A 25339-nucleotide genomic window follows, 5' to 3' on the forward strand; every position below is an offset into this window, starting at 1 on the left:
CATTAACACAGTTGCTTTCGGCCCGCCACGTTTGCAGCGCGAAATTTGCTGGCCGGATTGCGCCAGCACCCTGAAAGCACGTTAATTTCCTCGCCTGCCGGTCGGCAGCAGGGCTTTGGGTGATCTCCTGAACTGCGCCGCATGGTTTGCATATGATCCGTGGCGAACCGATTTTCGGAATCATGCGCAAAGCTCAGAGCCAGTCGGCGACAATAAAAAAAGGCCGCCCTTCCGACGGCCTTTTGCAAATGAACTCAGCTGCTTAGAGCGCGGATGTGATCTGCAACTCGTTGGCTCCGTCGAGGCCGTAAATGTCGTCGCGGAACTGCACCACGCCCGGCCCCGTCGACCAGGCCGAAACGTAGAGAAAATAGACCGGCACCGGATTGGTGACCTGCACCGGCGTGTTCTCCCCGGTCTTGATCGCCGCCTCGAAATGCTGGCGGTCCCAGCCCGGTGTGTCGCGCAGAATCCAGGTGACGAGGTCGCGCACGTTCTGGACCCGCACGCAGCCAGAGGAATCGAAGCGCATCAGCTTGCCGAACAGGCTCTGCTGCGGCGTGTCGTGCATGTAGACGCCGTCCGGGCTGGGGAAATTGATCTTGACCGAGGCCATCGCGTTGCCGGAACCCGGATCCTGGCGGAAGCGGTATTTGGCGGCATCGTCGGTCGACCAGTCGACCGTCATCGGGTCGACCTCGCTGCCGTCCGGCGCAAACAGGCGGATATGGCTGTCCTTGAGATAGTTGGGGTCCTTCCGCATCAGCGGAATGATGTCCTTACGCACGATCGAGACCGGCGCGTTCCAGTACGGATTGACGATGATTTCGTTGATCTTGGAATTGACGATCGGCGTCTGGCGATCGATCTTGCCGACGATTGCGGTGTGGCGCAGCACGACGCGGTCGTTCTCGACAGCCTCAATCTGCGCCGCCGGGATGTCGACCAGCACATAGCGGTTGCCAAGCGTGCCGGCCCGCTCACGCAGCCGCTGCAGATTGGTCTGCAGCTGACCAAGCCGAACCGGCGCCGACACATTCATTGCCGCGAAAGTATATTTGCCCGTGGTTCCGTCGGCCGGCAAGCCGTGACGCAACTGGAAGCGCTTGAGCGCCGAGTCGACGTAAGAATCGAATGCTTCCGAAAGCCCGGCGCTCTGCGCCAGGTCGCCCGATATCATCAAGCGCCTGCGCAGCGGCACCACATCGGGATCCTCGACGCCAAGCTGCAGCTTCTTGGTATCCGGAACCTGCTCCCAGCCGCCTTGCGCGACGATATTCTGATACTGCATGATCGCCTGCTCGGTGAAGGACACCGTCTGCAGGCTGAAGATCGGCAGCGTCGAGGCAACCTTGCCGCCTTCGCTGGCACGCGCATCGAACTGGTCGTCCCAGTTGCCGCGCGCCGAGGATTTCAGGATATCTCCGATCACATCCTGCGCACTGGCGCGGCCGGCGACCATTGCGGCTGCGAGCACGGAGGCTCCTGAAAGGAAGAAACGGCGGCTGGTTCTCATGGACGTTCCAGACATTCTTGCTACAATTCAACCCACCGGGCGGTCTCGCCCGCACTCTAGAGTTGGCTTCTTAACAATTAGCCAACCATGGCCCGCATCACTTCGGTGTAAAACCACATGGGAAGTGACTTGAGCACAGGACAAATGCACGGCTTTGGCCCCAGCATCACCCGCATCTTCGGTTCCATTGGAATATGGCGGCAACGTGGCTGTTGCTCGAATTTGGAGCGGCCGGCCTGACGAAACGGAAAGACCGGTGCTTTTCGGCACCGGCCTTTGGTCTACTCCGCGGCAGCGCTTCCGTGGCGCGGCTTCAGATCTTGCTGCGGCGGATGCGACTACATCCGATAGGCGATGGTATCGTTCCAGAACCGATCCAGCCGCTGCAGGGCGCGGTTCAGCTGCTTGAACTCTTCGGTGTTGATGCCGCCGACCTGCTCGATCGAGCCGACATGGCGCTCGTAGAGGCCGGCGACGACTTCCGCCACCTCATTGCCCTTCGGCGTCAGCGAGACCCGCACCGAACGACGGTCGATGCGCGAGCGCTGGTGGTTGATGAAGCCGAGATCGACCAGCTTCTTCAGATTGTAGGAGACATTCGAGCCGAGATAATAGCCGCGCGAGCGCAGTTCGCCGGCGGTCAGCTCCGAATTGCCGATGTTGAACAGGAGCAGCGCCTGGATGGCGTTGATGTCGGAGCGGCCGTTGCGGTCGAATTCGTCCTTGATCACATCAAGCAGACGGCGATGCAGCCGCTCGACCAGCTGCAGCGATTCCATGTACAGCGAACGGATCGCCTCGCGGCGGTCATCGGATACGTTGGCGGTCTTCGCCGCCGGACGCGAATTGATCATTGTCTTTGCCTCTCGTTTGTCGCCCGGTGATTTTTTGTTCTTCACCTTGATCGCGACACTATCGAATACTCATAAAATTCGACTTAAACGCCAAGGCTAACAAGAGCTTACCGGTAAGGGGTTTCGAAAGAGGCTTAACGGACGGTCACCCGAGCAAGGATAATTAACCTAAAGATTTAGCCAACGATCCTGGCCGGAATTGCTATCGCCGGGCTTGCCGCTTCTGGATCCAGATCACCACGCGGAACACTATGTAGAGCAGCGCCACCGCAAGGTGCGAGGCGACGATCAGCGGCCGGTGGCCGAACAGCTCGGGGAAGCCGGCATACATGACGCTCTCGGTCACCGCGCAGATGAACCAGATCACCGGCCCCCAGGACGCCAGCATCCAGAGGCCGGCGGCGGCGAATGGAAAAAACACCGCCAGCACCACCGCCGCCACCTGCCAGTGCACCGGCATCAGGTCGAAGCGCCACAACGGCCCTGGGTAAAAGCCGATCAGCCGGATCCAGTACAAGATGCCAAACAGCAGACAGTAGCCGGCGATAACGCGCTGGAACCAGGCGAAGATGACCTCGATCGTCGAGGGCTGCAGCACCACGCGTCTCGAGGCTGCCTCGCTCACAGCTTCAGTTCCCGTTCGCCGAGCGGTGCGAAATAGGCGTCGACCTCGGCGGCGCTGACGTCATCGATGCTTTCCGGCCGCCATTGCGGCGTTGAGCCCTTATCGATGATAGCGGCGCGGATTCCTTCATAGAAGTCGTGCCCGGCAAGCATGCGGTTGAGGATACGGAACTCCATTTTCATGCACTCGTCCATTGACAACGTCTGCCCGGCGCTGATCTGGCGCCATGCAACATGCAGGCTGGTCGGTGAACGGGTGCGGATGGTGGCCAGCGTCTTTGCCGCGAACTCGTCGGCAGCGGCTGCCCGCTCCAGGCTGGCGACGATATCGGCCAGCGACGGCTGCGCGAAATGCCGGGCGATGGCTTCCAGCGTCGGCCTATCGGTCTCGCGCCTGGCCGGGACGAAGCAGCCGCGCAGCACCGATTCCGGGTCGCCGCTTGCCACCAGCCGGTCGAGAAAGCCGGCCTGGTCCTCCGCCTTGATCGTATGGGTGGCGAGGCCCGACCACAAAGCATCACCGTAGCGGATGCGGTTGCCGGTCAGCGCCAGATACATGCCGAAGCTGCCGCCGAGATCCGGCAACAGATGGCTGGCGCCGACATCCGGGAAAAAACCGATACCGACCTCGGGCATGGCAAACTGCGCGTTCTCGGTCAGCACCCGCTGCGAGCCGTGGAAGGAGATGCCGACGCCGCCGCCCATGACGATGCCGTCGATCAGCGCAAGATAGGGTTTCTTGAAGCGGGCGATGCGGGCGTTCAGCCGGTATTCATCGGCGAAGAAATCGACCGGAGGCTTTCCTGCGCGGCCGGCTTCGTAGATGTGGAGGATGTCGCCGCCCGCCGAAAATGCCCTGCCCTCGGCCTTGACGACGACAACGTCGACGCCGTCGTCGCGCTCCCAACTGCGCAGCGCCTTGTCCAGCGCCTTGACCATGCGGTGGGTTACGGCATTGAGCGCCTGCGGCCGCGTCAGCGTGACGATGCCGGCCCTGCCCAATCTTTCGAAGCGAATCTCGTCGCCTCCGCCAAAATCCATCGCCAGAGAATCCCTCCCGCGCCCCGCCGGGAGTGAAGTGCTAAAGCGTGGCGCATGGCCCCGTCAATGGCGGCGCCCAATCCACTGCTTGGTCGTCGGCATCACCCAGTGCTAATGCTGGCGCTTTGAACCGGAAGGTTGAACCATGCCTTGGTTGCCGCGCCTTGCTGTTGTGGTGATCGGCCTGATCGCTGCGAACACTCCTCCCGTATCGGCCGAAACCGTCGACGAGCTCTATCAATCGCAGACCATCGTTACCGGCCAGGGCGAGGTCAACAGGCAGACCGGTTTCAAGGCCTGCCTCGATGCGGTGCTGGTTCGTGTGTCCGGCGATCAGCGGCTGCCGAAGAGAGCTGAGATGGCGGCGCTGCGCGAGAAGGCCGGCAGCTTCGTTGCCGAATTCCGCTATCGCGACCGCATGGAAGGCATTCCAGTCCATGACGAACAAGGCACCCATGACCGGCCCCATGATCTCACTTGTCTGTACAGGCCTGACGTTATCGATCCGCTGCTTGCCGCGCTTGGCAGCAAACCATGGCTTGGCGAGCGGCCACGCCTGGCAATTTTCCTGGCGGCGGAGCAAGGCACAAGGCAGTTCGCGCCGACCGCCGACGATGAGCGCGGCGCGCCCATGCGGGAATCGTTTGCAAACGCTGCCGATCCGCTGGCCATGCACATTCTCTTTCCCCAAGCATCGCTGTTGTCCGGGCACGACGATCAGACGCTGCGTAGTGCCGATATGGTGACGCTGGACCAGCTTGCCCGAAAGGCCGGTGCCGATCAGGCGCTCGCCGGCAGCCTGATCTGGAGCGACAAGGAGTTGGGCTGGATCGCCGATTGGCGGCTTGCCATGAACGGCAAGGCTTATAAATGGCAAGTGCGCGGTGTCAGCTTCGACGAGGCATTCCGCGTCGCCATGCGGGGTGCTGCGCAGATCCTGTCGGGCAATGGTCAACCAGAATAGCCAACAGTACCGCTGGCACAATCGTGTCGCATTGGTCAGCAGCGGAAGCTCGTGGTAAAAGCCGCCCGATCCGGAGTTTTTGCGATGAACAAATTCACCCCTGCAAAGCCTGCCGGCGCGCGCAGCGTCGACGAGATCACCGGCAGCCGGCGGCTGCGGCGCATGCGCAAGGCCGATTGGTCGCGCCGCCTTGTCCAGGAGAACCGGCTGTCGGTCGACGATCTGATCTGGCCGATCTTCGTCGTCGACGGCAGACAAGTGCGCGAGCCGATCGCCGCCATGCCCGGCGTCTTCCGCCTGTCGCTCGACCTCGCCGTCAAGGAGGCTGAGCGCGCGGCTAAGCTTGGCATTCCGGCGATCGCCACTTTCCCCAATGTCGAGCTCGGCCTGCGCGATCAGACCGGTTCGCACATCCTCGATCCGGAAAACATCATCAACCGTGCCACCCGCGCCATCAAGCACGCAGTGCCGGAGATCGGCATCATCACCGACGCGGCGCTCGATCCGTTCACCTCGCATGGCCACGACGGCATCTTGCGCGAGGGCATTATCGTCAATGATGAGACGGTGGAGCAGGTGACAGCGGCGGCCGTCATCCAGGCGGCGGCGGGGGCCGACATCATTGCCCCCTCGGACATGATGGACGGTCGGATCGGTGCCATCCGCGATGCGCTCGATGCCAATGGGTTTCAAGATGTAGCGATCATGTCCTACGCGACCAAGTTCGCATCCGCATTTTACGGCCCCTACCGCGAGGCAGTCGGCACCGCCGGCCTGCTCAAGGGCGACAAGAAGACCTATTATATCGATCACGCCAATTCCGACGAAGCGGTGCGCGAGGCCGAGCAGGATCTCGCCGAGGGCGCCGACATGCTGATGGTCAAGCCTGGCCTGCCCTATCTCGACATCATCCGCCGGCTGAAGGACGAGTTGCAGATGCCGACCTTCGCCTATCAGGTCTCGGGCGAATATTCGATGATCAAGGCCGCCGCCGCCAATGGCTGGATCGACGGCGAACAGGCGATGCTGGAATCGCTGCTCGCCTTCAAGCGCGCCGGCTGCGACGGGATTCTCACCTACTTTGCGCCCGAAGTGGCGGCGATGCTGAGGGGCTAGCAAACGTTGTTGTGGGGGCTGGGCAAGCATTTCAAAACGGTGTTTGGTCCCAAGCCACGCGGCGACACAGATACGCTTGGGTATCACGCCTATGTCACGCTTTATGACTGGATTGTGCCGAGTTCCAAGCTGTCCAGCGCTATTGGTCGAATCTCGGACAAGCAAAAATCCGCGCTTGACGCCGCATGGATCGAGCTTGAAAGCGGCCTCGCCGGGTGGAAGACGAAGAACCATATCCTGGCGGCGGATATAGCGGCCGAGATCCGAAACAGCCTCTCGGAATCAGACCTCGACGACACCGTCGTTTCTATCCTCCTCGATCAATCCGGCTCGATGCGCGGCCAAAAAATTCTGTACGCGGCTGCATCCGCCGACATTGTTCAGGAATTCCTGAGCACACTGGGCCTCAAGGTCGAACTCTTGGGCTTCACAACGCGCAATTGGCGCGGCGGAGAATCAAGACGCACTTGGAACGAAGATGGCCGGCCCGCCAATCCGGGAAGATTGAACGACCTGCTTCATATCGTCTACAGGGAGGCCGGCGACAAGCGCCAGAGCAGTATGGGCCATGCCCTCAAGCCGATGCTGCGACCCGACCTGCCCAAAGAGAATGTCGATGGTGAAGCCATCGAGTGGGCGGCCGGGCGGCTGCTGCAACGTCCTGAATCCCGTAAAATACTATTTGTCGTATCCGACGGCGCGCCGGTCGACGATGCCACACTTTTAGCAAACAGCCCGCGCTATCTCGACGATCATCTTATTCATGTGGTTCGGCAGCTCGAGAAAGCCGGCCGGGTTGAGTTGCTGGCGGTTGGATTAGGCTTTGACGCAAGCCGCTACTATCGCGTCTCAGCGAATTGCGAGGCTCCCGATCAACTTGCCGGAACCATGCTGACGTTGTTGAAACGTGAGCTTGTCGCCGAGCCCAGAGCGCATAGCAACGACCGTGGCTGACGAGAGGCTAGTTCAATCAGAACCAAGTCAGCCCCATCGTCCCGACCGGCCCTCCATCGGCATTTCCGATGCCATCGTCGTCATTTTACAGATGTGGCAGCAGATACCGCTTGCAAAATGCAATCAGTTAAACTACCCGATAACTGCTTGCATCTCACAATTGGTTATCGAGGAGGCTCTCATGTCCAAACTTCGCGTCAGCGCTTTCACCCTGTCGATCGACGGCTTCGGCGCCGGTCCCGACCAAGACCTGAAGAACCCGCTGGGTGTTGGCGGGGAAGCCCTGCACGAATGGATGTTCGGCACCCGCACCTTCCGCAAGATGGTCCTCGGCAAGGATGGCGGGACCACGGACACTGACGAGGCGTTCGCGGCGCGCAGCTTCGAAAATGTCGGCGCATGGATCCTGGGCCGCAACATGTTCGGCCCGATCCGCGGCGAATGGCCGGATGACAGCTGGAAAGGCTGGTGGGGTGACAACCCACCCTACCACGTGCCGGTCTTCGTGCTCACGCACCATCCGCGTGATCCCATTGTCATGGAGGGCGGCACGACCTTCTATTTCGTGACCGACGGCATCCACTCAGCGCTGCAAAAGGCGAAAGCAGTGGCTGACGGCAAGGATGTACGGCTGGGCGGTGGCGTTTCTACGATCCGGCAATATCTGAAGGAAAAGCTCATCGACGAGATGCATCTGGCGATCTCACCGGTCCTGCTAGGCGCCGGCGAGAGCCTTTTTGCCGGCATCGACATGCCCAAGCTCGGCTATCGCTGCAGCGAGCAGGTCGCGACGCCGAAGGCCACGCATGTCATCATCGAGCGCGATTAGGACGTAGCGTCGGATTTTTGTCTGCGCTGTTGGCGAAACCCTTGGTGCAGGCCCCTTTCTCCCCGTCACTATACCAGGGCTATCGCATATGAGTGATGGCATTGATGAGATAGTCGTCGTTCCAGGCGCATTTCTTGATGCGATGGCTGATGGGAACTTTGGCAGCATCGGCGGCCTGAAGGATGTTTCTGGCGAGGCGATTGAGAAGGGCTGTGTTGGCGGGAGCATTGTCCTTGCGGGCACGGCTGAGATCCTCATCGAGATGGACATCGAGCATCCAATGCAGGCCGTTCTCGATCTGCCAATGAGCTCTGGTGAGGTCGAGCGCCCGCTGCGCCGATATGAGCGTGGAGGCCATGAACAGGCGCATCAAAGGTCTGGCCTGATCGCGCCGGCTGGTGATGCGGATGAAGGCCTGGTGGCCGGGCATCAGCGGCTCGGCCGTCGCCACGATCTCGGCCTGCCGCCACTCGTTGCGGCCGTGGCTGGTCTCGGTCCGCTCGGCAATGGAAGGGGTGGCGTCGGCCAGTTGCAGGTTGGCACGGCGCAGCCAATGACGACGATTGCCCTTCAGCGCAAGCAGGTAATCGCCACCTCTTTGGGTAATGGCCGCAGCCATGCGGGTGTGGCAGTGGAGCGCGTCGGCGGTGACCAATCTGCCCGTAAGATCAATGAGTTCGACGCTCTCAAGGCAGGAAATGGCAGTCGCTCCTTCGCTCAACTGCCTCTCCAAAGAATCCTTTCTCAGCCTAAACTCAACCCCAAAATCGCCATATGCGATTCCCCTGGTCACTATACGGGGAGAAATGCCCGGCAGGACAATGCGGGGCGGCGCAAGCGACCAAAGATTACGCTGCCGGACAATACCACCGATGGCAATATGGTATCAGAATAAGTTCTGTCCATGAACGTTACTAGGACGGGTTCAATTGTCGAGGTTGGCGCTGCCCCTCATCCGCCTGCCGGCACCTTCTCCCCGTATAGTGACGGGGAGAAGGGTACCCCTGCCTCAGTACTTCTCGGGCACATACAGTTCGCGCGGCAGTACCTGGCGCTCGTATTCGGGATTGAAGACGCGCTCCGGCAGTGTGATCTCCTCGTGCGGCACCTCCTCCAGCCAGTCCCTGGCCGGGGAATTCTGTTTTATCTCGGTCATTTGCGCTGCTCCGCTTACAGGCCTTGCCGGCCGCTGTCAGGCGCTCTGCCGCCCGGCCCGGCGGCCGGAAATCGAAGCGCTGGACCGACGTTAGTATAGGCCGGCAATGACGGTTTTATTGCAGCCACTACTGCGCTGGCTGTGCGTTCAATCCGGAAGATGTGATCGAGCTTGCCCTGCGGAACGGGCGACAAGCAGAACGAATTATCCTACAAATACCCGGTTCATTGAGGGCTGTCGTTTGCAACGCCCTTTCCCGATAAATCGTGAGGATAAGACATGGAATACCGCACTCTCGGCCGTTCCGGGCTGAAGGTTTCGACGCTGACCATGGGCACCATGACGTTCGGTGGCGGCGGCGCGTTCTCGGCGGTCGGCAAGACCGACCTCGACGAGGCGCGCCGGATGATCGACCTTTGCATCGATGCCGGCATCAACGTCATCGACACCGCCAACGTTTATTCGAACGGGGTGTCGGAGGAGATCATCGGCGAGGCGCTCGGCGGCAAGCGCAAGGGCGACGTGCTGATCGCCTCCAAGGCGCGCATGCGGATCGGCAAAGGCCCCAACGATGAAGGGTTGTCGCGCTACCATCTGATCCGCGAATGCGAGAGGAGCCTGAAGCGCCTCAGGACCGATGTCATCGACATCTATTTCCTGCACGAGTGGGATGGCCTGACACCGCTAGAGGAAACCACCGCCGCGCTCGACACGTTGGTCGCGCAGGGCAAGGTCCGTTATGTCGGCTGCTCCAATTATTCCGGCTGGCAAGTCATGAAGGGGCTTGGGATCAGCGACCGTCATCACCAGCCTCGCTTCGTCACCCAGCAGATCCATTACACGCTGGAAGCGCGCGAGGCCGAGTATGAATTGTTGCCGATCTCGGTCGACCAGGGGCTCGGCGTGCTGGTCTGGAGCCTGCTTGCCGGCGGGTTGCTGTCCGGCAAATACCACCGTGACCAGCCGACCGCCCGCCAGCTCAGCGGCTGGTCGGAACCGCCGATCCGCGACGAGGACCGGCTGTGGCGGATCGTCGACGTGCTGATCGATATCGGCAACAACCACGGCGTGTCGGCGGCGCAGGTGGCGCTTGCCTGGCTGCTCGGCCGGCCCGCTGTCAGTTCGCTGGTGATCGGCGGACGAACCGAAGCGCATTTCAAAGACAATATCGCCGCTGCAAGCCTGGTGCTTGCTGATGAGGAGCGCACACGGCTCGACGTGGTCAGCAGGCCGCCCGTGCTCTATCCCTACTGGCACCAGCAATTCACGGCAAAGGACCGGTTCGGGCCGGCGGATCTCGTCCTCGACCGGGACGGCGCCTGAAAAGCCGGGCTCTCCGGACAGCGCCGGGATATGGAGCCGATCGTGCCTTGCGGTGTTGTGTTTGCGGTCCAATGCTCCTAGGCAAAGGCCAAGCACAACGAAAGGAAACGATATGGCACGAGCACCGAACTACGGTCAGGAACGCAAGGAACGCGACCGGCAGAAGGCTGCCAAGAAGGCGGAAAAGCAGGCTGCCAAGGTCGCAGCCAAGGAGCGATCGAAGCCCGAGGGCGAGAGCGAGTCCCAAACCAAAACCGAAACGGCAGAGTGACGATATCCGGCCTGTCAGGCGGGCCGGGCCTAGGTCAAGTCCCGCTATGCCTCAGGCGGGCGCCTTGTCGCTGACGAAGACGTTCACTTCACGAGCGGCGGCAATGAAGGCCCGTCTTGCGTTCATGGCCGGCTTGTCGCCGGCCAGCGCATCATGACAGGCTTGCAACGCTTCGCGGTGCTTGGGGCTGCGCTTGCCGGGCCAATTGTTGAGGAGGTAGTCGGAAGCCTCGCGGGCCGTACGCAAGAGCTGATTGCTTCCCGCCGCGCCCTTGACGGTCACGGGTGTGTCAAATCGGTTGTTTTCCATCGCCGCTCTTACGCCATCGGCATTTGCGAAGCGAGACCGAAAGTAGCATTCTTCGCTCATCTGCCCTTTTCGTGATCAATGGCAGCCGATCCTCACTCAAGCGACGACGGCAAACCCCCTGGCGCGGAGGCCACGCCGGTCGTTGCGCAGCGAGGTCACCAGCCGGTCGCGGCTGCCGATGATATGGGCTGAAAGCAGGCGGGCGGCGCTATTGGCATCGCCGACCCGCACCGCCGACAGAATGGCATGGTGTTGGGCCCAGGCACGGTCGAGCGCTGCCTCGTCGCGAACCTCGAGCCAACGGGCGCGCGACAGGCGTGTCATCGCGTCGCGAACCGCTCTGAACAGGAACTCGTTGCCGGATAGACGCGCCAGCTCGATATGAAAATCCATGCCGACGCGATGCCATTCCTCGCGCGGCGTCTTGTCGTCGCAAGAATCGAGCATCGCCTCGATGATTTCGACGGCACTTCTGTCCTGCAAGGCGCAAGTTAGTCTGAGTGCCGCGACCTCGACCGCCTCGCGATAGACAGCGATCTGCTCGAGCTCAGCAAGATTGATGGGCGAGACCGTCCAGCTGCGGCTGTCGCGGCAGATCAAGCCTTCGGTCTCGAGCCGCAGCAATGCAGCCCTGACCGGCGTGCGCGAGGCGCCGAAGCGGCTTTCGACCCAGCGCTCCGTCAGCCGCTCGCCCGGACCGATCTCGAGCCCGAGGATCATCTCGCGAAGCTGCTTTTCGACGTTCTGCATCTGCGACATTGGCGTTCCGTTCAGGTCATTTGTTCCGGCAATCGGGTCACTGGCCAGCGTTGGCCGATCACGCCGGCCCTTGTCGATCATGTTTGAGAGGCCCGCATTGACAGCGACGGGGCTTGCGTTCATGACAGATACCAGCTTGGTATCCCAAATCGGTATCCACAGCAAGTTTTCATGCTAGCTGGCCGGACAGGACATAACATGCCGCAAGACGCCACCCTCGCCATGCAAGGCACGCACAACGTCCACTGGCGTCGCAATCTCGCCGTGTGTTTTGCCGGCTCGTTCAGCACGCTTGTAGCGATGACGCTGCTGTTGCCCTTCCTGCCGCTTTACGTCGAGCAGTTGGGCGCAGAGGGCCACGCGGCGATCGTGCAGTGGTCGGGCATCGCCTACGGCGCCACCTTCCTTGCTGCCGCGCTGGTCGCGCCCCTATGGGGGCGGCTAGGCGACCGCTACGGCCGCAAACTAATGCTGGTGCGCGCCAGTTTCGGCATGGCGCTGTGCATGTCGCTGACCGGCATGGTGCAGACCGTCTGGCAATTGGTGCTCTTGCGCCTGCTGATCGGCTTTGCCGGCGGCTATTCTTCGGGCTCGACCATCCTGGTTGCCATGCAGACGCCGAAGGATCGCTCCGGCTGGGCGCTGGGCGTGCTGTCGGCCGGCATAACCGCCGGTGCCCTGGTCGGTCCGCTGCTCGGCGGCGCGCTGCCGCCGCTGATCGGCATCCGCGCCACATTCCTGCTTGCCGGCGGCGTCATTTTCCTGGCGTTTCTGGCAACCACCTTGCTGATCAAGGAGGCCCCTCGCCCGGTTGCCGCCAAGGCCGCGTCACAAGAAAAAGTGAAAGGCGGCTGGTCGCAGATTCCCGACAAGCGCCCCGTCGTCGCCATGCTGGCGACCGGCATGCTGTTGAGTTTCGCCACCATGTCGATCGAGCCGATCATCACCGTCTATGTCCAGCAGCTCATCGAAGATCAGAGCCAGGTCACGCTGGTCTCCGGCATCGTCATGTCCGCGGCAGCGCTCGGCGCCATCCTATCGGCGTCGCAGCTCGGCAGGCTCGCCGACCGTATCGGCCACTGGAACGTCATCGTTGCCGCACTCGCCGTCTCGGCGTTGCTGCTGGTCCCGCAGGCCTTCGTTACGCAGGGCTGGCAACTCGTCGGCCTGCGTTTCCTGATGGGCCTGGCGCTTGGCGGTCTTTTGCCCTGCATCACCAGCGTCATCCGCCACAATGTGCCCGACGGCGTCGGCGGCAATGTGCTGGGCTTGTCGATCTCGGCGCAATATGTCGGGCAGGTCGCCGGACCATTGCTGGGCGGCTTTGTCGGCGGCCATTTCGGTATGCGCTCGGTGTTTCTCGGCACATCCGTTCTGATGGCGGGCGGAGCGGCCTATAACTGGCTGGTACAGTCGCGCCGCGAACGCGACATGCTAGCGGAAGCCGGTAAATCCTGACACGGTTAGCGGCACTATCTCAGGCGGTCGCCAGGAATCACGGAGACGTGGAAATGAGCACGGATGAACACGCGGCAGGCGGCCGCATTCTGGTTCTTGCGGGCGGCCTGTGCGGCGCAACCGGCGTGGCGTTTTCGGCGGCGGCGGCGCATCTCGGCGGCGCTTTCGTCGGTACGGCCGCGTCCTTCCTGCTCATGCATGCGCCGGTCTTCCTTGCCGTCGGGCTGCTCGGTGGCAATAGCATGCTGCGAACCGGAAGCCTCATCCTCCTCGTCGGGCTTCTGCTGTTCTCGGGTGATCTTCTGGCCCGCGACTTCCTTGGCTCGCGGCTGTTCCCGATGTCGGCGCCGATCGGCGGCACGTTGCTCATCGGCGGCTGGCTGGTGATGGCCGCCTCGGCGCTGGTACGCCCGCGCCCTTGACGCGGCAGCCAGGTTCCCCGGCTCTGTCAGTCTTGGCGACGTTCGGGCCGGACTTGGCCGTCGCGCTTGGTCGTCTTGACTACACGCCGTCGCTCCGGCCGTTCGGTGGCCGGAGAGATGCCCCAATAATTGCGATAGATGTCTTCGAACAGATGCTTGATCGGGTGCATGGCTTATCTCCTCTAGTTTTTTGAATCGATCCAATCAGCGGGCACAAAAAATAGGCCGCCGATCAGCTCCACTTGCGTCCTACGAGGAAACGCAGGTCGCGAATCCACGGACCGGTCCTGTCGCGCCCCTTACGGGCCTCCGCGCTCGAGCGGATGCTCCAGTCGTTCCGGTAAATGTCCTCGAACAGATAATTGACGGGGTGCATGGCACTCTCCTTTTTGTATCGATCCAATCTACGGGTGAACAACGCTCTTGGATCGATTCAAATGATACGCGTCGCACCATAAATGTCAAGCAAAAATTTGAATCGATCCAACGAAAGTGCTACGCAATCGGTGTACTGTCGGACAGGAGTCCTGGAGACAAACAAATGGCATCACTCACCGAAGGCGGCAGGAGACCCATCCGGCTAGCGGACATCGCCAAGGCCGCGGGCGTATCGCACGGCACTGCCTCCAATGTCTTCAGCCGTCCCGAAATCGTGCGCGAGGAAGTTCGCGAGCGGGTCAAGGCGGCGGCCGAGGCGCTGGGCTACGCCGGCCCGGATCCCAAGGGCCGGCTGCTGCGCGCTGGCAAGGTCAATGCAATCGGCGTCGCCACAACCGAGCCGCTGTCCTATTTCTTCGACGACCCCTTTGCCCGCGTGATGATGGCCGGCATTTCGGAAGCCTGCGACGCAACCGGCGCGGGGATAGCCCTCGTGTCGGCTGGCAATGAGGAAAAACTTGCCTGGAATATCCAGAGCGCCCTGGTGGACGGCTTCATCCTGTTCTGCATCGAGGGCGGTCCGCGCCTCGTCGAGCTGACGCGCGAACGAAAGCTCCCGTTCGTCGCGCTCGAGCTCGGCTCGCAGGACGACACGGTCTCGGCGATCAGTATCGACAATGTTGCCGGCGGCCGGCTCGCGGCGCGCCATCTGGCGGAACTTGGACATCGCCGCTTCGCCGTGTTGTCGCTGGCATTCGCCGACGACAGCACCGGTCTTGTCTCGCCCGAGCAGGTCCGGACGGCGTCCTATACCGGGACCCGTGACCGCCTCCTCGGCTATTTCGAAGAGCTTTCCCGGTTTGGTGTCGACACCGCCAAGGTGCCGGTCTACGAGACCGAAAACGACAAGGCGAGCACAAAGGCTGGTCTCGAAACCATCTTCGCCTCGGCGGAGCCGCCGACCGCCATCCTGGCGATGTCGGACCGGATCGCGATGGTGGCATTGGAATGGCTCAGCGCACGGGGCATCGCGGTTCCCCGCGATGTTTCCGTCGTCGGCTTCGACGGCGTGCCTGAAGCCGCAATTTGCGAGCCTCCGCTCACCACCATCGCCCAGCCGATCGCCGAGATCGGCCGCCGGGCAGCGCGAAGAATCCTCGACTTCGACGGCACGGTGCGGCGAGAAACGCTCGATGTCGAACTTGTCGTCAGGGCATCGTCCGGACCGCCGCCAAGTACAGGCTGACTGGGGCAGATCGGCTCCAAATCTCATCTATTGGCCGCCATGGGACCGATGCCAAAGGATGGACGGACAGGCGGCGCCTCGTTGCGGACCGGCTTGCCCTTGCCGGACCAGCCGATGGCGGACAGCCACTCCAGATAGAAGGCGAGCGCGAACTGCATGGCGATGCCGGCGGCGAGCAGGAGACTGTCATAGGCAATGCCGCCCGGGTTGATCAGCTTCATCACCTGCGCCGCCATGGCAATCACCGTGCCGGCAATGAAAACCGGCAGCGAGCGTTTGCCCAATATGGCGAGCGGATTGTCACGACCGGTGCGGAACAGGTTCGAGACGAAAGGCAAGGCGACGACCAGATAGCTCATCGCCAGGATGTGCAGCAGCCGCGGCAACGACAGGAACGTCTTGTCGAAACCGGTCAGCACCACCGGCAGGTCGAGCCATGACACATGCCCCCACAACGGGCTGTGCACCCAGACGAGCGCCGTCAGCACGTAGGCGGCCGCCGCGCCGACCAGCCAGCGATTGACCGGGATGGTGCCGCCGCGCCGCACATGCAACACGCTGGCCATGCCGATATTGAACAGCAATTGCCATGACAACGGATTGAGGAACCAGAACCCAGGCTCCGGATAGTTCGGCGGCGCGATCTGGTAGATTCCGGCAACCAGCCAAAGGGCTGCGGACACGGCAAGCGCAGCCAGTGGCCGATAACTGATGAACAGCAGGAAGGCCGGCGCCATCAACAGCAGCACCGCATAGACCGGCAGTATGTTGTTGTAACCGAGCTGATGGCCGAGCGTGACGATACCGACCAGGACTTGCGGCGGGTTCCTGACGAGCGGCTCAATGTTGATCAGCGTCAGAAGGTCCGGCCGTTTCGCAAACACCGCCGCTGCGCAGAAGATGGCCATGACCACCATCGTCGTGACGATGTGAGTGACATAGAGCACGCCGGCGCGGCGCCACATCTTCAGCGTTGCGACCAGCCGGTTTCCCGGCTGGAATTTGGTACCGTAGGCAAGAGCGACGGACATGCCGGAGATCAGCACGAAGGCCTCGGCCGCATCCGAAAACCCGAAATTCTTATAGGTCAGGGTTTCAAAAACGGTGCCCGGCACGTGGTCGATGAAGATGGTCAGGAGGGCGAGAGCCCGGAACACGTCAATACGCGTATCGCGTTCCGGCGAAACTGGCATGGTCATCGATAAAAGGCCTTAAAGCTGGTTGTTTATGCCTGGCATGCGACCCCTCGGGCGACCACCCGGCGCACACTGCTTCGATCCCTCCCGCGGGGATTATATCGGCAAAGAAACGGACTGAAATGCGCCCGGTTCAATCAACTTTCGCGGAGCTTGAAAATATTTCGTTTTGAAGCCGGCAAATTAACGAAAGTAACGCGAAATCAAAAGGATGTGACGATGGCCGAGGAGAGCCTCGAAGACGGTATTTTGCAGGAAAATTCAGGCTTTTTCTACCGGCTACATCGACCCGCCAATCTACCCGGTGACTGGCTGTTCCTGCTGCATGGATCGGGTGTAGACGAGACGACCTTGCTGCCGCTTGGTCGGCAAATCGCGCCGCATGCGGCGCTGGTTGCGGTCCGTGGCCGCATCCCTCAGGAGGACGGGTTCCGCTGGTTCACGCGAATCACCCCGACGCGTTTCGAACAGGCCAGCATCCATGCTGAGGCGGACGCATTCGCGGGCTTCGTCGACGGCATCGCGAAGCGCCGCCGCTTCGATCTCAGCCGCGCGACCTTTGTCGGTTATTCGAACGGCGCCAACCTGATCTCGAGCGTCATGCTGCTGCGTCCGGGCCTGATCGAGCGCGCCGCATTGCTGCGTCCGATGCCGGTGCTCGACGAGGTGCCGCCGGCAGACCTGTCGAAGGCGCGAGCGTTGATCATCGCCGGCGCCGCAGACCTGACCTACGCGGCATTCGCGCCGGCGCTGGCTGCTCTACTGAGCTCGCATGGCGCCGAGGTCGAGACCCACACCACTGCCTCCGGCCATGAAATCGGCGATCCGGACGCCGAGATCGTCAGGCAATGGCTGGCGGATCCTGCAGTCGCCGTTGCAGCGTCAGATCGATGAGCCTCGAGGCTACGCTCGCCCCATGCGGTTCCAGGCGTCCAGCCCGGCGATCTTGTAGGCCTCGGCCAGCGTCGGATAGTTGAAGGTGTTGTTGACGAAGAAGTCGACAGTGCCGCCGAGATTGATCACCGCCTGGCCAATGTGTATGAGTTCGGTCGCGCCCTCGCCGACAATGTGGGCACCGAGCAGACGGCGTGTTTCGATCGAGAACAGAAGCTTCAGGAAGCCGGTGTTGACGCCCATGATGTGGCCGCGCGATGTCTCGCGAAACCGCGCCACGCCGACCTCGTAGGCAGCACCGCTCTCGCGCACCTGCTCCTCCGACTGGCCGACAGTGGAGATTTCCGGCACGGCGTAGATGCCGTAGGGAAAGGTTTCGGGCGGCGGCGGCAAGGGCACGCCGAACGCATGGCAGGCGGCCACCCTGCCCTGCTCCATCGAGGTCGAGGCCAGGCTCGGAAAGCCGATGACATCGCCGGCGGCATAGATGTTGGGCGCGCTGGTCTGGAACGTTTGCGGATCGACCTTGATGCGGCCCCTGGGATCGGCCTCGATGCCGACCGCTTCCAACCCCAGGCTGCCGACATTGCCGGTACGCCCTGCAGCGTAAAGCACGATCTCGGACCGTATGGTGCGGCCGTCGGCCAGCGTCACCTCGGCGTGGTCGGGTTTCGAGGCGATCTCCTTGACGGCGCTGCCTAATCTGATCGTCATGCCGCGGTCGCGCATCTGATGGATAAAGTCGTCGACGATCTCGCGGTCGACGAAATCCAACATTGTGTTACGCGGCTCGACCAGCGTCACCGGCACGTCGAGCGCCGAAAAGATCGTCGCATATTCGACCCCGATAACGCCGGCGCCGATCACCGTCAGCGTGCGCGGCAGGCGGTCGAGTTCCAGCATCTCGTCGCTGTCGAAGATCCGTGTCTTGTCGAACGGCACGTCGCGCGGCCGGTGCGGCCGGGTGCCGACCGCGATCAGCGCATGGGCGAAGCCAACCTCGCTGTAGTCGCCGGTGTCGGTGGTCAGGCTGACCTTGTTGGGGCCGAGGAATTTTACCGCGGCGCGCGCACTCTTGACCGTGTTCCGCATGAACTGGTGCTGCAGCACCTCGACCTCATGGTCGAGCGTCTTGTGCAGGCGCTCGACCAGATCGCCGACCGAAATGTCCTGCTTGACGCGGTAGCCGCGTCCATAAAAGCCGCGCTCACGCCAGCCGGAGAGGTTGAGCACCGTCTCGCGCAACGTCTTCGACGGTATGGTGCCGGTATGCACCGACACGCCGCCGAGACGCCGGCCCCTGTCGACCACCAGCACCGACTTGCCGAGCTTGGCCGACTGCACCGCGGCGCGGCGCCCGGATGGGCCGCTGCCGATGACCAGCATATCGTAGTCCATGTCGCCCCGTCCCCTCGGCTCGGCGCCCTTTGTTGCGCCGCAGCAAGCTAACGCTATCCGCGCCATGAATTCAACAAGTCAGACGGCACCAGACGCTCCGTCGCCATCTACACGGCGGCGAAAGGCTCGATCTTGATTCCGCCGGGAACCTTCACCATTTCACCAAGAAGCGGCCCGTGCCTTAACCCGGGTTCGATTACGAGGAAATGACATGAACGCTCGCGTTCTCGATGGCGAAATCATCACCAGCAGGCTCGAAGATGTCCGCGCCTATGAGGGCGTGCGCACGCGGCGCATTCTCGCCTTCGTCATCGACTATTTCATCGTCGCGCTGCTCACCATTCCATTCGCGATCCTGGTATTCTTGTTCGGGCTGTTGACGCTCGGCCTCGGCTGGATGCTGTTTTCCATTCTCGTGCCGGCCGTCGCCATCCTCTACATCTGGAACACGCTCGGCAGTAAAGACCAGGCCACCACCGGCATGAAGATGATGGGCATCCGGCTCGACCGACTTGACGGCAGCCCCATCGACGGGCTGACCGCCGTCGTGCATTCGGTGCTGTTTTGGGCCGGCAATGTCATCCTTTCACCGCTGGTCCTGCTGGTGAGCCTGTTTTCCGACCGCAAGCGCACGCTGCACGACCTGCTGCTCGGCACCGTCGTCAGCCGCAGCGGCCTCTGAGCAGACTTTTGAAGCGCGGCCGCAGCCTTTGCGCACAAATGTGAAGACGTCCAATCAACCAGGCTTTCACAATCCTGTTGAATTTTTCGGCGTCCGCGCCAAAGGTAGAGCGATTCGCAGGAGTGTTTCCAAGGCTCGATGACGCAGCACCCGACCCAGTCGCCGCAGTTTTTTCTGACCGCGCCCTCGCCATGTCCCTATCTCGAGGGCCAGTTCGAGCGCAAGGTGTTCACACACTTGGTCGGCGACAAGGCCCCCGAGATGAACGATCTGCTGACGCAGGGCGGTTTCAGGCGGTCGCAGAACATCGCCTACAGGCCGGCCTGCGAGACCTGCCGCGCCTGTGTGTCGGTGCGCATCCTGGCGCAGGAATTCACCGCCAGCCGCAACATGAAACGGGTCATACAGCATAATTCGGATCTGGTCGGCGCCATGCACGACGCCGAACCCTCCACCGAACAGTATTCGCTGTTCCGCAGCTATCTCGACGCCCGCCATCGCCGTGGCGGCATGTCCGATATGACCGTGCTCGACTACGCCATGATGGTCGAGGATACCCATGTCGACACCAAGGTCATCGAATACCGTCGCCGCGGACCCGACAGCTTCATCACCGGCAAGGGCCAGGGCGAACTGATCGCCGTGGCCCTCACCGACAAGATGGCCGATGGCCTGTCGATGGTCTATTCCTACTTCAACCCGGACTTCGAGGACCGTTCGCTCGGTACCTTCATGATCCTCGACCACATCGCCCGCGCCAGGGCGATGGGCCTGCCCCATGTCTACCTGGGCTACTGGGTCAACGGCTCGCGCAAGATGAATTATAAGATGCGCTTCCAGCCGCAGGAGCATCTCGGCCCGAAAGGCTGGGAACGCTACAATCACGAAGCGGTTTCGCGCTGATTCCTGCCTTCGGTATTCACCCTTAAATTGTTTCGAGGAGGATGCCCGCTGGGCTTCCGGCCGATCGGCTGGAACACCGGGCGGGTCAATTTTGCGCCTCCAAGCCTACGCGAGAATTGCCGCATGTCTTCCCACAATGACCACCAGAGAGGCCTTCTGATCACCGCCATCGGCGGGCTTACGCTGACCGTCGACATTCCGCTGATCCGGCTCGCCGACGGCGAGGCATGGACGATCCTGCTGTTGCGCACCGGCACAACCTTCGTCGCCACACTCATCATCTGGGCCGTCTGGCGCTCGCTGAGCGCAAAGGCACCGCAGCTTATCCCGGGCTGGTCAGGGCTCATCGTTGCCGGCCTCTACGGGCTCGGCTCGATCGCCTTCATCACCGGCGTCTACAGCACCTCGACAGCTAACCTCGTTTTCATCCTGGCCTTCACAACCATGTTCGCGGCCCTTTTGTCATGGCTGTTCCTGAAGGAGAGGCCACGGCCGCTGACGCTTGCAGCGCTGGCGTTAATGATCGTCGGCGTGACGATCATTGTCGGCGATTCCGTCGGAACCGGACATCTCTTCGGCGACCTGATGGCGCTATGCTCGGCTTTCATGATCGCAGCGGCCATCACCATCTCGCGTGCCAGCGGCAAGGATATGGGTTTCACGGCGCTGATCGGAGTGGTCCTGCCGCTGGCCGTCGCCAGCCTGATGGTTTCCAAGGTGGGTTTTCATGTCAACGCGCCGTGGTGGATCGTCTTCAACGGTGCCGTCATCATGCCGATCTCGTTCTTCTGCCTCGCCAACGGCCCGAAATACATCTCCGGGCCGGAGGTGGCGATGTTCTACCTGCTTGAAACCGTGCTGGCACCGGTCTGGGTGTGGATGATCTTCGCCGAAACGCCGTCGCGCAACAGCCTGATCGGCGGCGCGATCCTAATCATGACCTTAATCGGCCATTCGCTCTGGCAGTTGCACGAGGGGCGCAAACGCCGCGCCACGTTCGCCGTCAGTCACCCGGCCTGATTCTTTTTCGCGGTGGCGCGTTCGGCGACAATTTCGATCTGCGGCGGCGCGTCATCGAGCGCCGCCGGTTCGGCGGCAACGAGCTCATCGGTCAGTTCCACCTCGCGCAGCCATTCGCGCCAGATTGCGACGAGCAGGGCCATCAGCACCGGGCCGATGAACAGGCCGAGAAAGCCCATTGTCTTGACGCCGCCGATCAGGCCGAAAAAAGTCGGCAGGAAGGGCAGCTTTATCGGCCCGCCGACCAGCTTCGGGCGCAATGTCTTGTCGACGATGAAGAGTTCGACCGCACCCCAGACGAACAGCGCCAGCCCCGCCATCGGCGAGCCGCTGGCGGCGAGATAGATCGAGACCAGCGTGAAGGACAGCGGTGCGCCGCCGGGGATCAGCGCCATGATGCCGGTCAGCGCGCCGAGCGTCACCGGCGACGGCACGCCGGCCAACCAGTAAGCGATACCCAGTACCAGCCCTTCGCCGATGGCGATAACGGTCATGCCGGTCACCGTCGAGGAGATCGTCGCCGGCACCACGCGTGAGATCCGCTCCCATCTGGCCGGCAGGATGCGTTCGCCGAGGCGATCGACCTGTCCGGCGAAATGCTCGCCGTCGCGATAGGCGAAGAACAGCGCGATCATCATGAACAGCAGCGTCAGCAAAAGGCCGAAGGCGCTGCCGCCGGCGGCAAGCACGCCGCGATAGATGCTGCCGATATTGGCGCCACTGATCAGCTGGATCAGTTCGCCGATGCCGCCGGGGTGGCCAACGTTGACCGTCCATTGTTCATTGAGCCATTCGCCCACCACGGGCATGGTGGCGATCCAGTGCGGCGTCGGCGCACCGTAGCGGTTGGTCTCGATCGCCCAGTTGACCCATTCGCGCACCTCATTGATGGCGTAGGTGCCGGCAAGCGCGATCGGCACCACCAGGAAGGTCAGGATGAACAAGATCGCAAGCGTCGCCGCAATCGTGCGGTTGCCGCCGACGCCGGCGAGCAGCCGCCGATAGAGCGGCCAGCTGGCGAAAGCGATCACCAGGGCGGCAAGGACCGGAAACAGGAAGCCGTGGAAGAAATAAACGCCGGCGGCAACGATCAGCACCAGGAGCCAGCGCGCCGCCGAGAGCGGTGGAATGACAGCGGCCCTGAGCGGCGTCGACAGGCCAAACAGGCGCTGCTGCCGCTCCGGCTTCTGTATCCTGACTTCCTTCAAGCGCCCAACTCTCCCTGGCCCATCGCATGGCTTATGCACTGATATAGTGCAGCAATCGTGACGACATTCCAAATGTTTGGGTGCAGCTGCTAATCTCCCCCCTTGAGGGGGAGATGGCCGGCAGGCCAGAGGGGGTCGCCGCGCGTGAGACGCCAGCCTCCTCTGTCTGCGATAAGGGTCGCGTCTGGATGTTCCGATCCCCTCTGTCGCCTTCGGCGACATCTCCCCCTCAAGGGGGGAGATTACCGCTTCACCCGAACTTGCCAGTCCTCGGGAATCCCTTCGGCACCATGCGGCCGGCCGAGGCGCGGGCGCCGATCCATTCGGCAAGCTCGTCACGCGATTTGATGAAGGTGCGGTCTGCCGAATCCTGCCAGGACAGGCCGCTTGCGAGCGTGAAGGTCTTGAGGTCGAGAACACCGCCATCCTTGTACTTCTGCAGGCGCACGCCCTTGCCGCGCCCCATCTCCGGGATCTCGGCCAGCGGGAACACCAGCATCTTGCGGTTCTCGCCGACAATGGCGAGATGGTCGCCCGCGACGCTCACGCAGCGCTGGGCCTCGTCGGGCGCCTTGACGTTCATCACCTGCTTGCCCTTGCGGGTGTTGGCGACAACTTCCTCTTCCGGCACGATGAAACCGTTGCCGTCATGCGACACCAGCAGCAGCTTGCGCTTGGGATCATGGACGAAGGCGGTGACGATATCCTGGTCGTTGTCCATGTCGACGATGATGCGGATCGGCTCGCCATGGCCACGCCCGCCCGGCAGACGGTCGGCGCCGATTGTGTAGAACTTGCCGCCGGTGGTGAAGACCAGCACCTTGTCGGTCGTCTGGGCGTGGAAGGCGAGCTTGAGGCTGTCGCCTTCCTTGAAGGTCAGGGCCGAATGGTCGGTCAGATGACCTTTCATGGCCCTCAGCCAGCCCTTTTCTGACACGACGACGGTGACCGGCTCGCGCTCGATCATGGCATGGGCGATATCGGTCAGGTCATGTTCGGGTGCATCTGCGAACTCTGTGCGTCGCTTGCCGATCTCGGTGTCAGGCCCGTATTTCTGGCGAACGTTGGCGACTTCCCACTTGATCGTCGCCCACTGCTTGGCGTCGGACGCAAGCAGTGCCTCGATCTGCTTCTTCTCGCCGGTCAGGCCATTGAATTCCTCGCGGATTTCGAATTCCTCGAGCTTGCGCAGCGCCCTCAGCCGCATGTTGAGGATGGCTTCAGCCTGGGTGTCGGTGAGTGACCAGCGGGCCATCATCACCTGCTTGGGCTCGTCCTCCTCGCGGATGATCCTGATCACCTCGTCGATGTTGAGGTAGGCGATCAAATAGCCGGCGAGGATCTCAAGCCGCCTTTCGATCTCGCCGAGGCGGTGCTTGGAGCGGCGGATCAGGACGTCGCGGCGGTGCTCCAGCCATTCCTTGAGCACACCTTTCAGCGACAGCACGTTCGGCACCTTGCCGCGCGACAACACGTTCATGTTGAGCGGAAAGCGGCTTTCGAGCTCGGTCAGCTTGAACAGCGATTCCATCATGATGCCGGGATCGACCGAGCGGCTCTTCGGCACCAGCACGACGCGGATGTCCTCGGCGCTCTCGTCGCGGATATCCTCGAGCAGCGGCAGCTTGCGCGCCATCAAGAGCTCGGCGATCTTTTCGATCAGCCTGGCCTTCTGGACGCCGTAAGGGATTTCGGTGACGACAATGTTCCAGGTGCCCCTGCCTTGGTCCTCCTGGTTCCATTTCGCCCTGACGCGAAAGCCGCCGCGGCCGGTTTCATAAGCTTCGAGGATCGAGGCACGACTATCGACGATAATGCCGCCGGTTGGGAAATCCGGACCTTGTACGAAATCCATCAGCTTGGTGACGGGCGCATCCGGATGATCGATCAGGTGAAGCGCGGCGTCGCAGAGTTCGGCCGCATTGTGCGGCGGAATCGAGGTCGCCATGCCGACGGCGATGCCGGACGAGCCGTTGGCGAGCAGGTTCGGGAAGGCGCCGGGCAGCACCGCCGGCTCCTCGTCTTCCTCGTTGTAGGTCGGGCGGAAATCGACCGCGTCCTCGGTGATGCCTTCCAAAAGCAGCGTCGACACTTCGGTCATGCGCGCTTCGGTGTAGCGCATGGCGGCGGCATTATCGCCGTCGATATTGCCGAAATTGCCCTGCCCGTCGACCAGCGGGTAGCGCATCGAAAAATCCTGCGCCAGCCGCACCAACGCGTCGTAGATCGACTGGTCGCCATGTGGATGGAACTTGCCCATCACCTCGCCGACGATGCGGGCGCATTTGGCAAAACCCTGGTCGGGGTTAAGCCGCAACAGGCGCATGGCATGCATGATGCGACGATGCACCGGCTTCAACCCGTCGCGCACATCCGGCAGCGCCCGGTGCATGATGGTCGACAGCGCGTAGGCGAGATAGCGCTCTTCCAGCGCCTTCTTCAGATCGACCGGCTCGATATTGTCGCCGCCGCCAGTTTCAGGCGGCAAAAGCCTTTTTCCCATGGGCTGGCACTAGCCGAGCGGGTGATTCGCGGCAAGAGGCACCGGTATGCGTGCTCCTAAAGCGCATAGCGTTCTACCGGCCCCATGCGACGCTTTAGGTCCTGTTTTGATGCATGTCGTTATCGCAAAACCGCTGCACATTTTTGCGCGACATCCATTATGCAACAGGAATTGGAAGCGTCGCGACGCCGGCCAACATCAATCCGTTACATCCTGCTTCTATCGCAAGCCTGATGGATCGGGTTTGCCTTTGGCCGCGATTTTCGACCATTGTGCCGAGGCCCGCCTTTTTCCGGTCCAGTTCGTCACCGAATG

The 25339-nt window shown here is 62.1% G+C and carries 26 protein-coding genes and 1 pseudogene; 13 read left to right on the top strand and 14 right to left on the bottom strand.

Annotation, left to right across the window (positions count from 1 at the left end; translation table 11 throughout):
* Window positions 1-262: 262 nt before the first annotated feature.
* From NKG60_RS14230 to NKG60_RS14245, 4 genes are all read right to left on the bottom strand, one after another.
* The gene (locus NKG60_RS14230; protein ID WP_352662814.1) at window positions 263-1516 is read right to left on the bottom strand and encodes a L,D-transpeptidase family protein; all 1254 of its coding nucleotides are present in this window, start codon (window positions 1514-1516) and stop codon (window positions 263-265) included.
* A 338-nt stretch (window positions 1517-1854) separates the two neighbouring features.
* On the bottom strand, window positions 1855-2370 hold the full coding sequence (ldtR, locus tag NKG60_RS14235; RefSeq protein WP_352975005.1) for a transcriptional regulator LdtR: 516 nt from the start codon (window positions 2368-2370) through the stop codon (window positions 1855-1857).
* 202 nt (window positions 2371-2572) lie between these two features.
* The gene (locus NKG60_RS14240) at window positions 2573-2995 is read right to left on the bottom strand and encodes a DUF6163 family protein (protein WP_352662817.1); all 423 of its coding nucleotides are present in this window, start codon (window positions 2993-2995) and stop codon (window positions 2573-2575) included.
* Window positions 2992-4035, bottom strand: coding sequence for an enoyl-CoA hydratase/isomerase family protein (locus NKG60_RS14245; protein ID WP_352662820.1), 1044 nt, complete (start codon window positions 4033-4035; stop codon window positions 2992-2994). Before NKG60_RS14245 ends, NKG60_RS14240 begins: the two co-directional genes overlap by 4 nt.
* 145 nt (window positions 4036-4180) lie before the next feature.
* On the opposite strand from NKG60_RS14245, the gene NKG60_RS14250 reads away from it, so the two are divergent.
* From NKG60_RS14250 to NKG60_RS14265, 4 genes are all read left to right on the top strand, one after another.
* Window positions 4181-4999 carry a DUF2066 domain-containing protein gene (locus NKG60_RS14250; protein WP_352662823.1) on the top strand — a complete coding sequence of 273 codons (819 nt, stop codon included), beginning with the start codon at window positions 4181-4183 and terminating at the stop codon, window positions 4997-4999.
* A gap of 84 nt (window positions 5000-5083) precedes the next feature.
* Window positions 5084-6115 (top strand): porphobilinogen synthase, encoded by a 1032-nt coding sequence (gene hemB, locus NKG60_RS14255; RefSeq protein ID WP_352865614.1) that lies wholly within the window; start codon window positions 5084-5086, stop codon window positions 6113-6115.
* A 9-nt stretch (window positions 6116-6124) separates the two neighbouring features.
* Window positions 6125-7069, top strand: coding sequence for a cobaltochelatase CobT-related protein (locus tag NKG60_RS14260; RefSeq protein WP_352662829.1), 945 nt, complete (start codon window positions 6125-6127; stop codon window positions 7067-7069).
* Between the two features lie 181 nt (window positions 7070-7250).
* Window positions 7251-7898 carry a dihydrofolate reductase family protein gene (locus NKG60_RS14265; protein ID WP_352662832.1) on the top strand — a complete coding sequence of 216 codons (648 nt, stop codon included), beginning with the start codon at window positions 7251-7253 and terminating at the stop codon, window positions 7896-7898.
* A 79-nt stretch (window positions 7899-7977) separates the two neighbouring features.
* Here NKG60_RS14265 and NKG60_RS14270 read toward each other — a convergent pair whose 3' ends face one another.
* A complete protein-coding gene (locus NKG60_RS14270) occupies window positions 7978-8619 on the bottom strand; it encodes an ISAs1 family transposase (RefSeq protein ID WP_352975006.1) in 642 nt (213 codons plus the stop codon).
* A gap of 288 nt (window positions 8620-8907) precedes the next feature.
* Window positions 8908-9012, bottom strand: a pseudogene (locus tag NKG60_RS14275) (polyphosphate kinase 2); the annotation flags it as partial.
* A 321-nt stretch (window positions 9013-9333) separates the two neighbouring features.
* Here NKG60_RS14275 and NKG60_RS14280 point away from each other — a divergent pair.
* Both NKG60_RS14280 and NKG60_RS14285 read left to right on the top strand, forming a co-directional pair.
* Entirely contained in the window at window positions 9334-10377 is a 1044-nt protein-coding gene (locus tag NKG60_RS14280) for an aldo/keto reductase (RefSeq protein WP_352975007.1), read from the top strand.
* 112 nt (window positions 10378-10489) lie between these two features.
* The gene (locus NKG60_RS14285) at window positions 10490-10648 is read left to right on the top strand and encodes a hypothetical protein (RefSeq protein WP_254817539.1); all 159 of its coding nucleotides are present in this window, start codon (window positions 10490-10492) and stop codon (window positions 10646-10648) included.
* 51 nt (window positions 10649-10699) lie between these two features.
* On the opposite strand, the gene NKG60_RS14290 is transcribed toward NKG60_RS14285, so the two are convergent.
* Together NKG60_RS14290 and NKG60_RS14295 are read right to left on the bottom strand one after the other, a co-directional pair.
* Window positions 10700-10957: a DUF982 domain-containing protein gene (locus tag NKG60_RS14290; RefSeq protein ID WP_023674477.1), complete on the bottom strand. Its 258-nt coding sequence runs from the start codon at window positions 10955-10957 to the stop codon at window positions 10700-10702.
* Window positions 10958-11053: 96 nt separating this feature from the next.
* Entirely contained in the window at window positions 11054-11716 is a 663-nt protein-coding gene (locus tag NKG60_RS14295) for a GntR family transcriptional regulator (protein WP_352663357.1), read from the bottom strand.
* 198 nt (window positions 11717-11914) lie between these two features.
* Between NKG60_RS14295 and NKG60_RS14300 the strand changes: the two genes are divergently transcribed.
* Window positions 11915-13174: a multidrug efflux MFS transporter gene (locus NKG60_RS14300; RefSeq protein ID WP_352662841.1), complete on the top strand. Its 1260-nt coding sequence runs from the start codon at window positions 11915-11917 to the stop codon at window positions 13172-13174.
* Between the two features lie 53 nt (window positions 13175-13227).
* The gene (locus NKG60_RS14305; protein ID WP_352662844.1) at window positions 13228-13596 is read left to right on the top strand and encodes a DUF423 domain-containing protein; all 369 of its coding nucleotides are present in this window, start codon (window positions 13228-13230) and stop codon (window positions 13594-13596) included.
* Between the two features lie 26 nt (window positions 13597-13622).
* On the opposite strand, the gene NKG60_RS14310 is transcribed toward NKG60_RS14305, so the two are convergent.
* Together NKG60_RS14310 and NKG60_RS14315 are read right to left on the bottom strand one after the other, a co-directional pair.
* Entirely contained in the window at window positions 13623-13766 is a 144-nt protein-coding gene (locus NKG60_RS14310; RefSeq protein ID WP_352662847.1) for a hypothetical protein, read from the bottom strand.
* Window positions 13767-13828: 62 nt separating this feature from the next.
* The gene (locus tag NKG60_RS14315) at window positions 13829-13972 is read right to left on the bottom strand and encodes a hypothetical protein (protein ID WP_352662850.1); all 144 of its coding nucleotides are present in this window, start codon (window positions 13970-13972) and stop codon (window positions 13829-13831) included.
* Window positions 13973-14137: 165 nt separating this feature from the next.
* Between NKG60_RS14315 and NKG60_RS14320 the strand changes: the two genes are divergently transcribed.
* Window positions 14138-15220 carry a LacI family DNA-binding transcriptional regulator gene (locus NKG60_RS14320; protein WP_352662853.1) on the top strand — a complete coding sequence of 361 codons (1083 nt, stop codon included), beginning with the start codon at window positions 14138-14140 and terminating at the stop codon, window positions 15218-15220.
* Between the two features lie 23 nt (window positions 15221-15243).
* Here the strand turns inward: NKG60_RS14320 and NKG60_RS14325 are convergent, their stop codons facing one another.
* Window positions 15244-16419, bottom strand: a complete 1176-nt coding sequence (locus NKG60_RS14325) for an OpgC family protein (RefSeq protein WP_352662856.1) — start codon at window positions 16417-16419, stop codon at window positions 15244-15246.
* Between the two features lie 216 nt (window positions 16420-16635).
* Here NKG60_RS14325 and NKG60_RS14330 point away from each other — a divergent pair, with 216 nt between their 5' ends.
* The gene (locus NKG60_RS14330; RefSeq protein ID WP_352662858.1) at window positions 16636-17310 is read left to right on the top strand and encodes an alpha/beta hydrolase; all 675 of its coding nucleotides are present in this window, start codon (window positions 16636-16638) and stop codon (window positions 17308-17310) included.
* Between the two features lie 9 nt (window positions 17311-17319).
* Here the strand turns inward: NKG60_RS14330 and sthA are convergent, their stop codons facing one another.
* A complete protein-coding gene (gene sthA, locus NKG60_RS14335; RefSeq protein ID WP_352662861.1) occupies window positions 17320-18708 on the bottom strand; it encodes a Si-specific NAD(P)(+) transhydrogenase in 1389 nt (462 codons plus the stop codon).
* 211 nt (window positions 18709-18919) lie between these two features.
* Between sthA and NKG60_RS14340 the strand changes: the two genes are divergently transcribed.
* From NKG60_RS14340 to NKG60_RS14350, 3 genes are all read left to right on the top strand, one after another.
* Entirely contained in the window at window positions 18920-19390 is a 471-nt protein-coding gene (locus NKG60_RS14340) for an RDD family protein (RefSeq protein ID WP_352662864.1), read from the top strand.
* Window positions 19391-19528: 138 nt separating this feature from the next.
* Entirely contained in the window at window positions 19529-20293 is a 765-nt protein-coding gene (locus NKG60_RS14345; RefSeq protein WP_023717252.1) for an arginyltransferase, read from the top strand.
* A gap of 123 nt (window positions 20294-20416) precedes the next feature.
* Window positions 20417-21313 (top strand): DMT family transporter, encoded by an 897-nt coding sequence (locus NKG60_RS14350; protein WP_352975008.1) that lies wholly within the window; start codon window positions 20417-20419, stop codon window positions 21311-21313.
* On the opposite strand, the gene NKG60_RS14355 is transcribed toward NKG60_RS14350, so the two are convergent.
* Window positions 21301-22521, bottom strand: a complete 1221-nt coding sequence (locus tag NKG60_RS14355; protein WP_352662870.1) for an AI-2E family transporter — start codon at window positions 22519-22521, stop codon at window positions 21301-21303. The two genes, NKG60_RS14350 and NKG60_RS14355, sit on opposite strands and share 13 nt — an antisense overlap.
* A gap of 250 nt (window positions 22522-22771) precedes the next feature.
* The gene (gene parC / locus NKG60_RS14360) at window positions 22772-25024 is read right to left on the bottom strand and encodes a DNA topoisomerase IV subunit A (protein WP_352662873.1); all 2253 of its coding nucleotides are present in this window, start codon (window positions 25022-25024) and stop codon (window positions 22772-22774) included.
* Between the last annotated feature and the right edge of the window lie 315 nt (window positions 25025-25339).

It is taken from the genome of Mesorhizobium sp. M1428, assembly GCF_040317515.1.
GTDB lineage: Bacteria > Pseudomonadota > Alphaproteobacteria > Rhizobiales > Rhizobiaceae > Mesorhizobium.

Coding starts and splice junctions, on each gene's coding strand:
- NKG60_RS14230 (WP_352662814.1), bottom strand. CDS start 1,516: ATGAGAACCAGCCGCCGTTTCTTCCTTTCAGGAGCCTCCGTGCTCGCA.
- ldtR (WP_352975005.1), bottom strand. CDS start 2,370: ATGATCAATTCGCGTCCGGCGGCGAAGACCGCCAACGTATCCGATGAC.
- NKG60_RS14245 (WP_352662820.1), bottom strand. CDS start 4,035: ATGGATTTTGGCGGAGGCGACGAGATTCGCTTCGAAAGATTGGGCAGG.
- NKG60_RS14250 (WP_352662823.1), top strand. CDS start 4,181: ATGCCTTGGTTGCCGCGCCTTGCTGTTGTGGTGATCGGCCTGATCGCT.
- hemB (WP_352865614.1), top strand. CDS start 5,084: ATGAACAAATTCACCCCTGCAAAGCCTGCCGGCGCGCGCAGCGTCGAC.
- NKG60_RS14265 (WP_352662832.1), top strand. CDS start 7,251: ATGTCCAAACTTCGCGTCAGCGCTTTCACCCTGTCGATCGACGGCTTC.
- NKG60_RS14280 (WP_352975007.1), top strand. CDS start 9,334: ATGGAATACCGCACTCTCGGCCGTTCCGGGCTGAAGGTTTCGACGCTG.
- NKG60_RS14285 (WP_254817539.1), top strand. CDS start 10,490: ATGGCACGAGCACCGAACTACGGTCAGGAACGCAAGGAACGCGACCGG.
- NKG60_RS14290 (WP_023674477.1), bottom strand. CDS start 10,957: ATGGAAAACAACCGATTTGACACACCCGTGACCGTCAAGGGCGCGGCG.
- NKG60_RS14295 (WP_352663357.1), bottom strand. CDS start 11,716: ATGTCGCAGATGCAGAACGTCGAAAAGCAGCTTCGCGAGATGATCCTC.
- NKG60_RS14300 (WP_352662841.1), top strand. CDS start 11,915: ATGCCGCAAGACGCCACCCTCGCCATGCAAGGCACGCACAACGTCCAC.
- NKG60_RS14305 (WP_352662844.1), top strand. CDS start 13,228: ATGAGCACGGATGAACACGCGGCAGGCGGCCGCATTCTGGTTCTTGCG.
- NKG60_RS14310 (WP_352662847.1), bottom strand. CDS start 13,766: ATGCACCCGATCAAGCATCTGTTCGAAGACATCTATCGCAATTATTGG.
- NKG60_RS14315 (WP_352662850.1), bottom strand. CDS start 13,972: ATGCACCCCGTCAATTATCTGTTCGAGGACATTTACCGGAACGACTGG.
- NKG60_RS14320 (WP_352662853.1), top strand. CDS start 14,138: ATGGCATCACTCACCGAAGGCGGCAGGAGACCCATCCGGCTAGCGGAC.
- NKG60_RS14325 (WP_352662856.1), bottom strand. CDS start 16,419: ATGACCATGCCAGTTTCGCCGGAACGCGATACGCGTATTGACGTGTTC.
- NKG60_RS14330 (WP_352662858.1), top strand. CDS start 16,636: ATGGCCGAGGAGAGCCTCGAAGACGGTATTTTGCAGGAAAATTCAGGC.
- sthA (WP_352662861.1), bottom strand. CDS start 18,708: ATGGACTACGATATGCTGGTCATCGGCAGCGGCCCATCCGGGCGCCGC.
- NKG60_RS14340 (WP_352662864.1), top strand. CDS start 18,920: ATGAACGCTCGCGTTCTCGATGGCGAAATCATCACCAGCAGGCTCGAA.
- NKG60_RS14345 (WP_023717252.1), top strand. CDS start 19,529: ATGACGCAGCACCCGACCCAGTCGCCGCAGTTTTTTCTGACCGCGCCC.
- NKG60_RS14350 (WP_352975008.1), top strand. CDS start 20,417: ATGTCTTCCCACAATGACCACCAGAGAGGCCTTCTGATCACCGCCATC.
- parC (WP_352662873.1), bottom strand. CDS start 25,024: ATGGGAAAAAGGCTTTTGCCGCCTGAAACTGGCGGCGGCGACAATATC.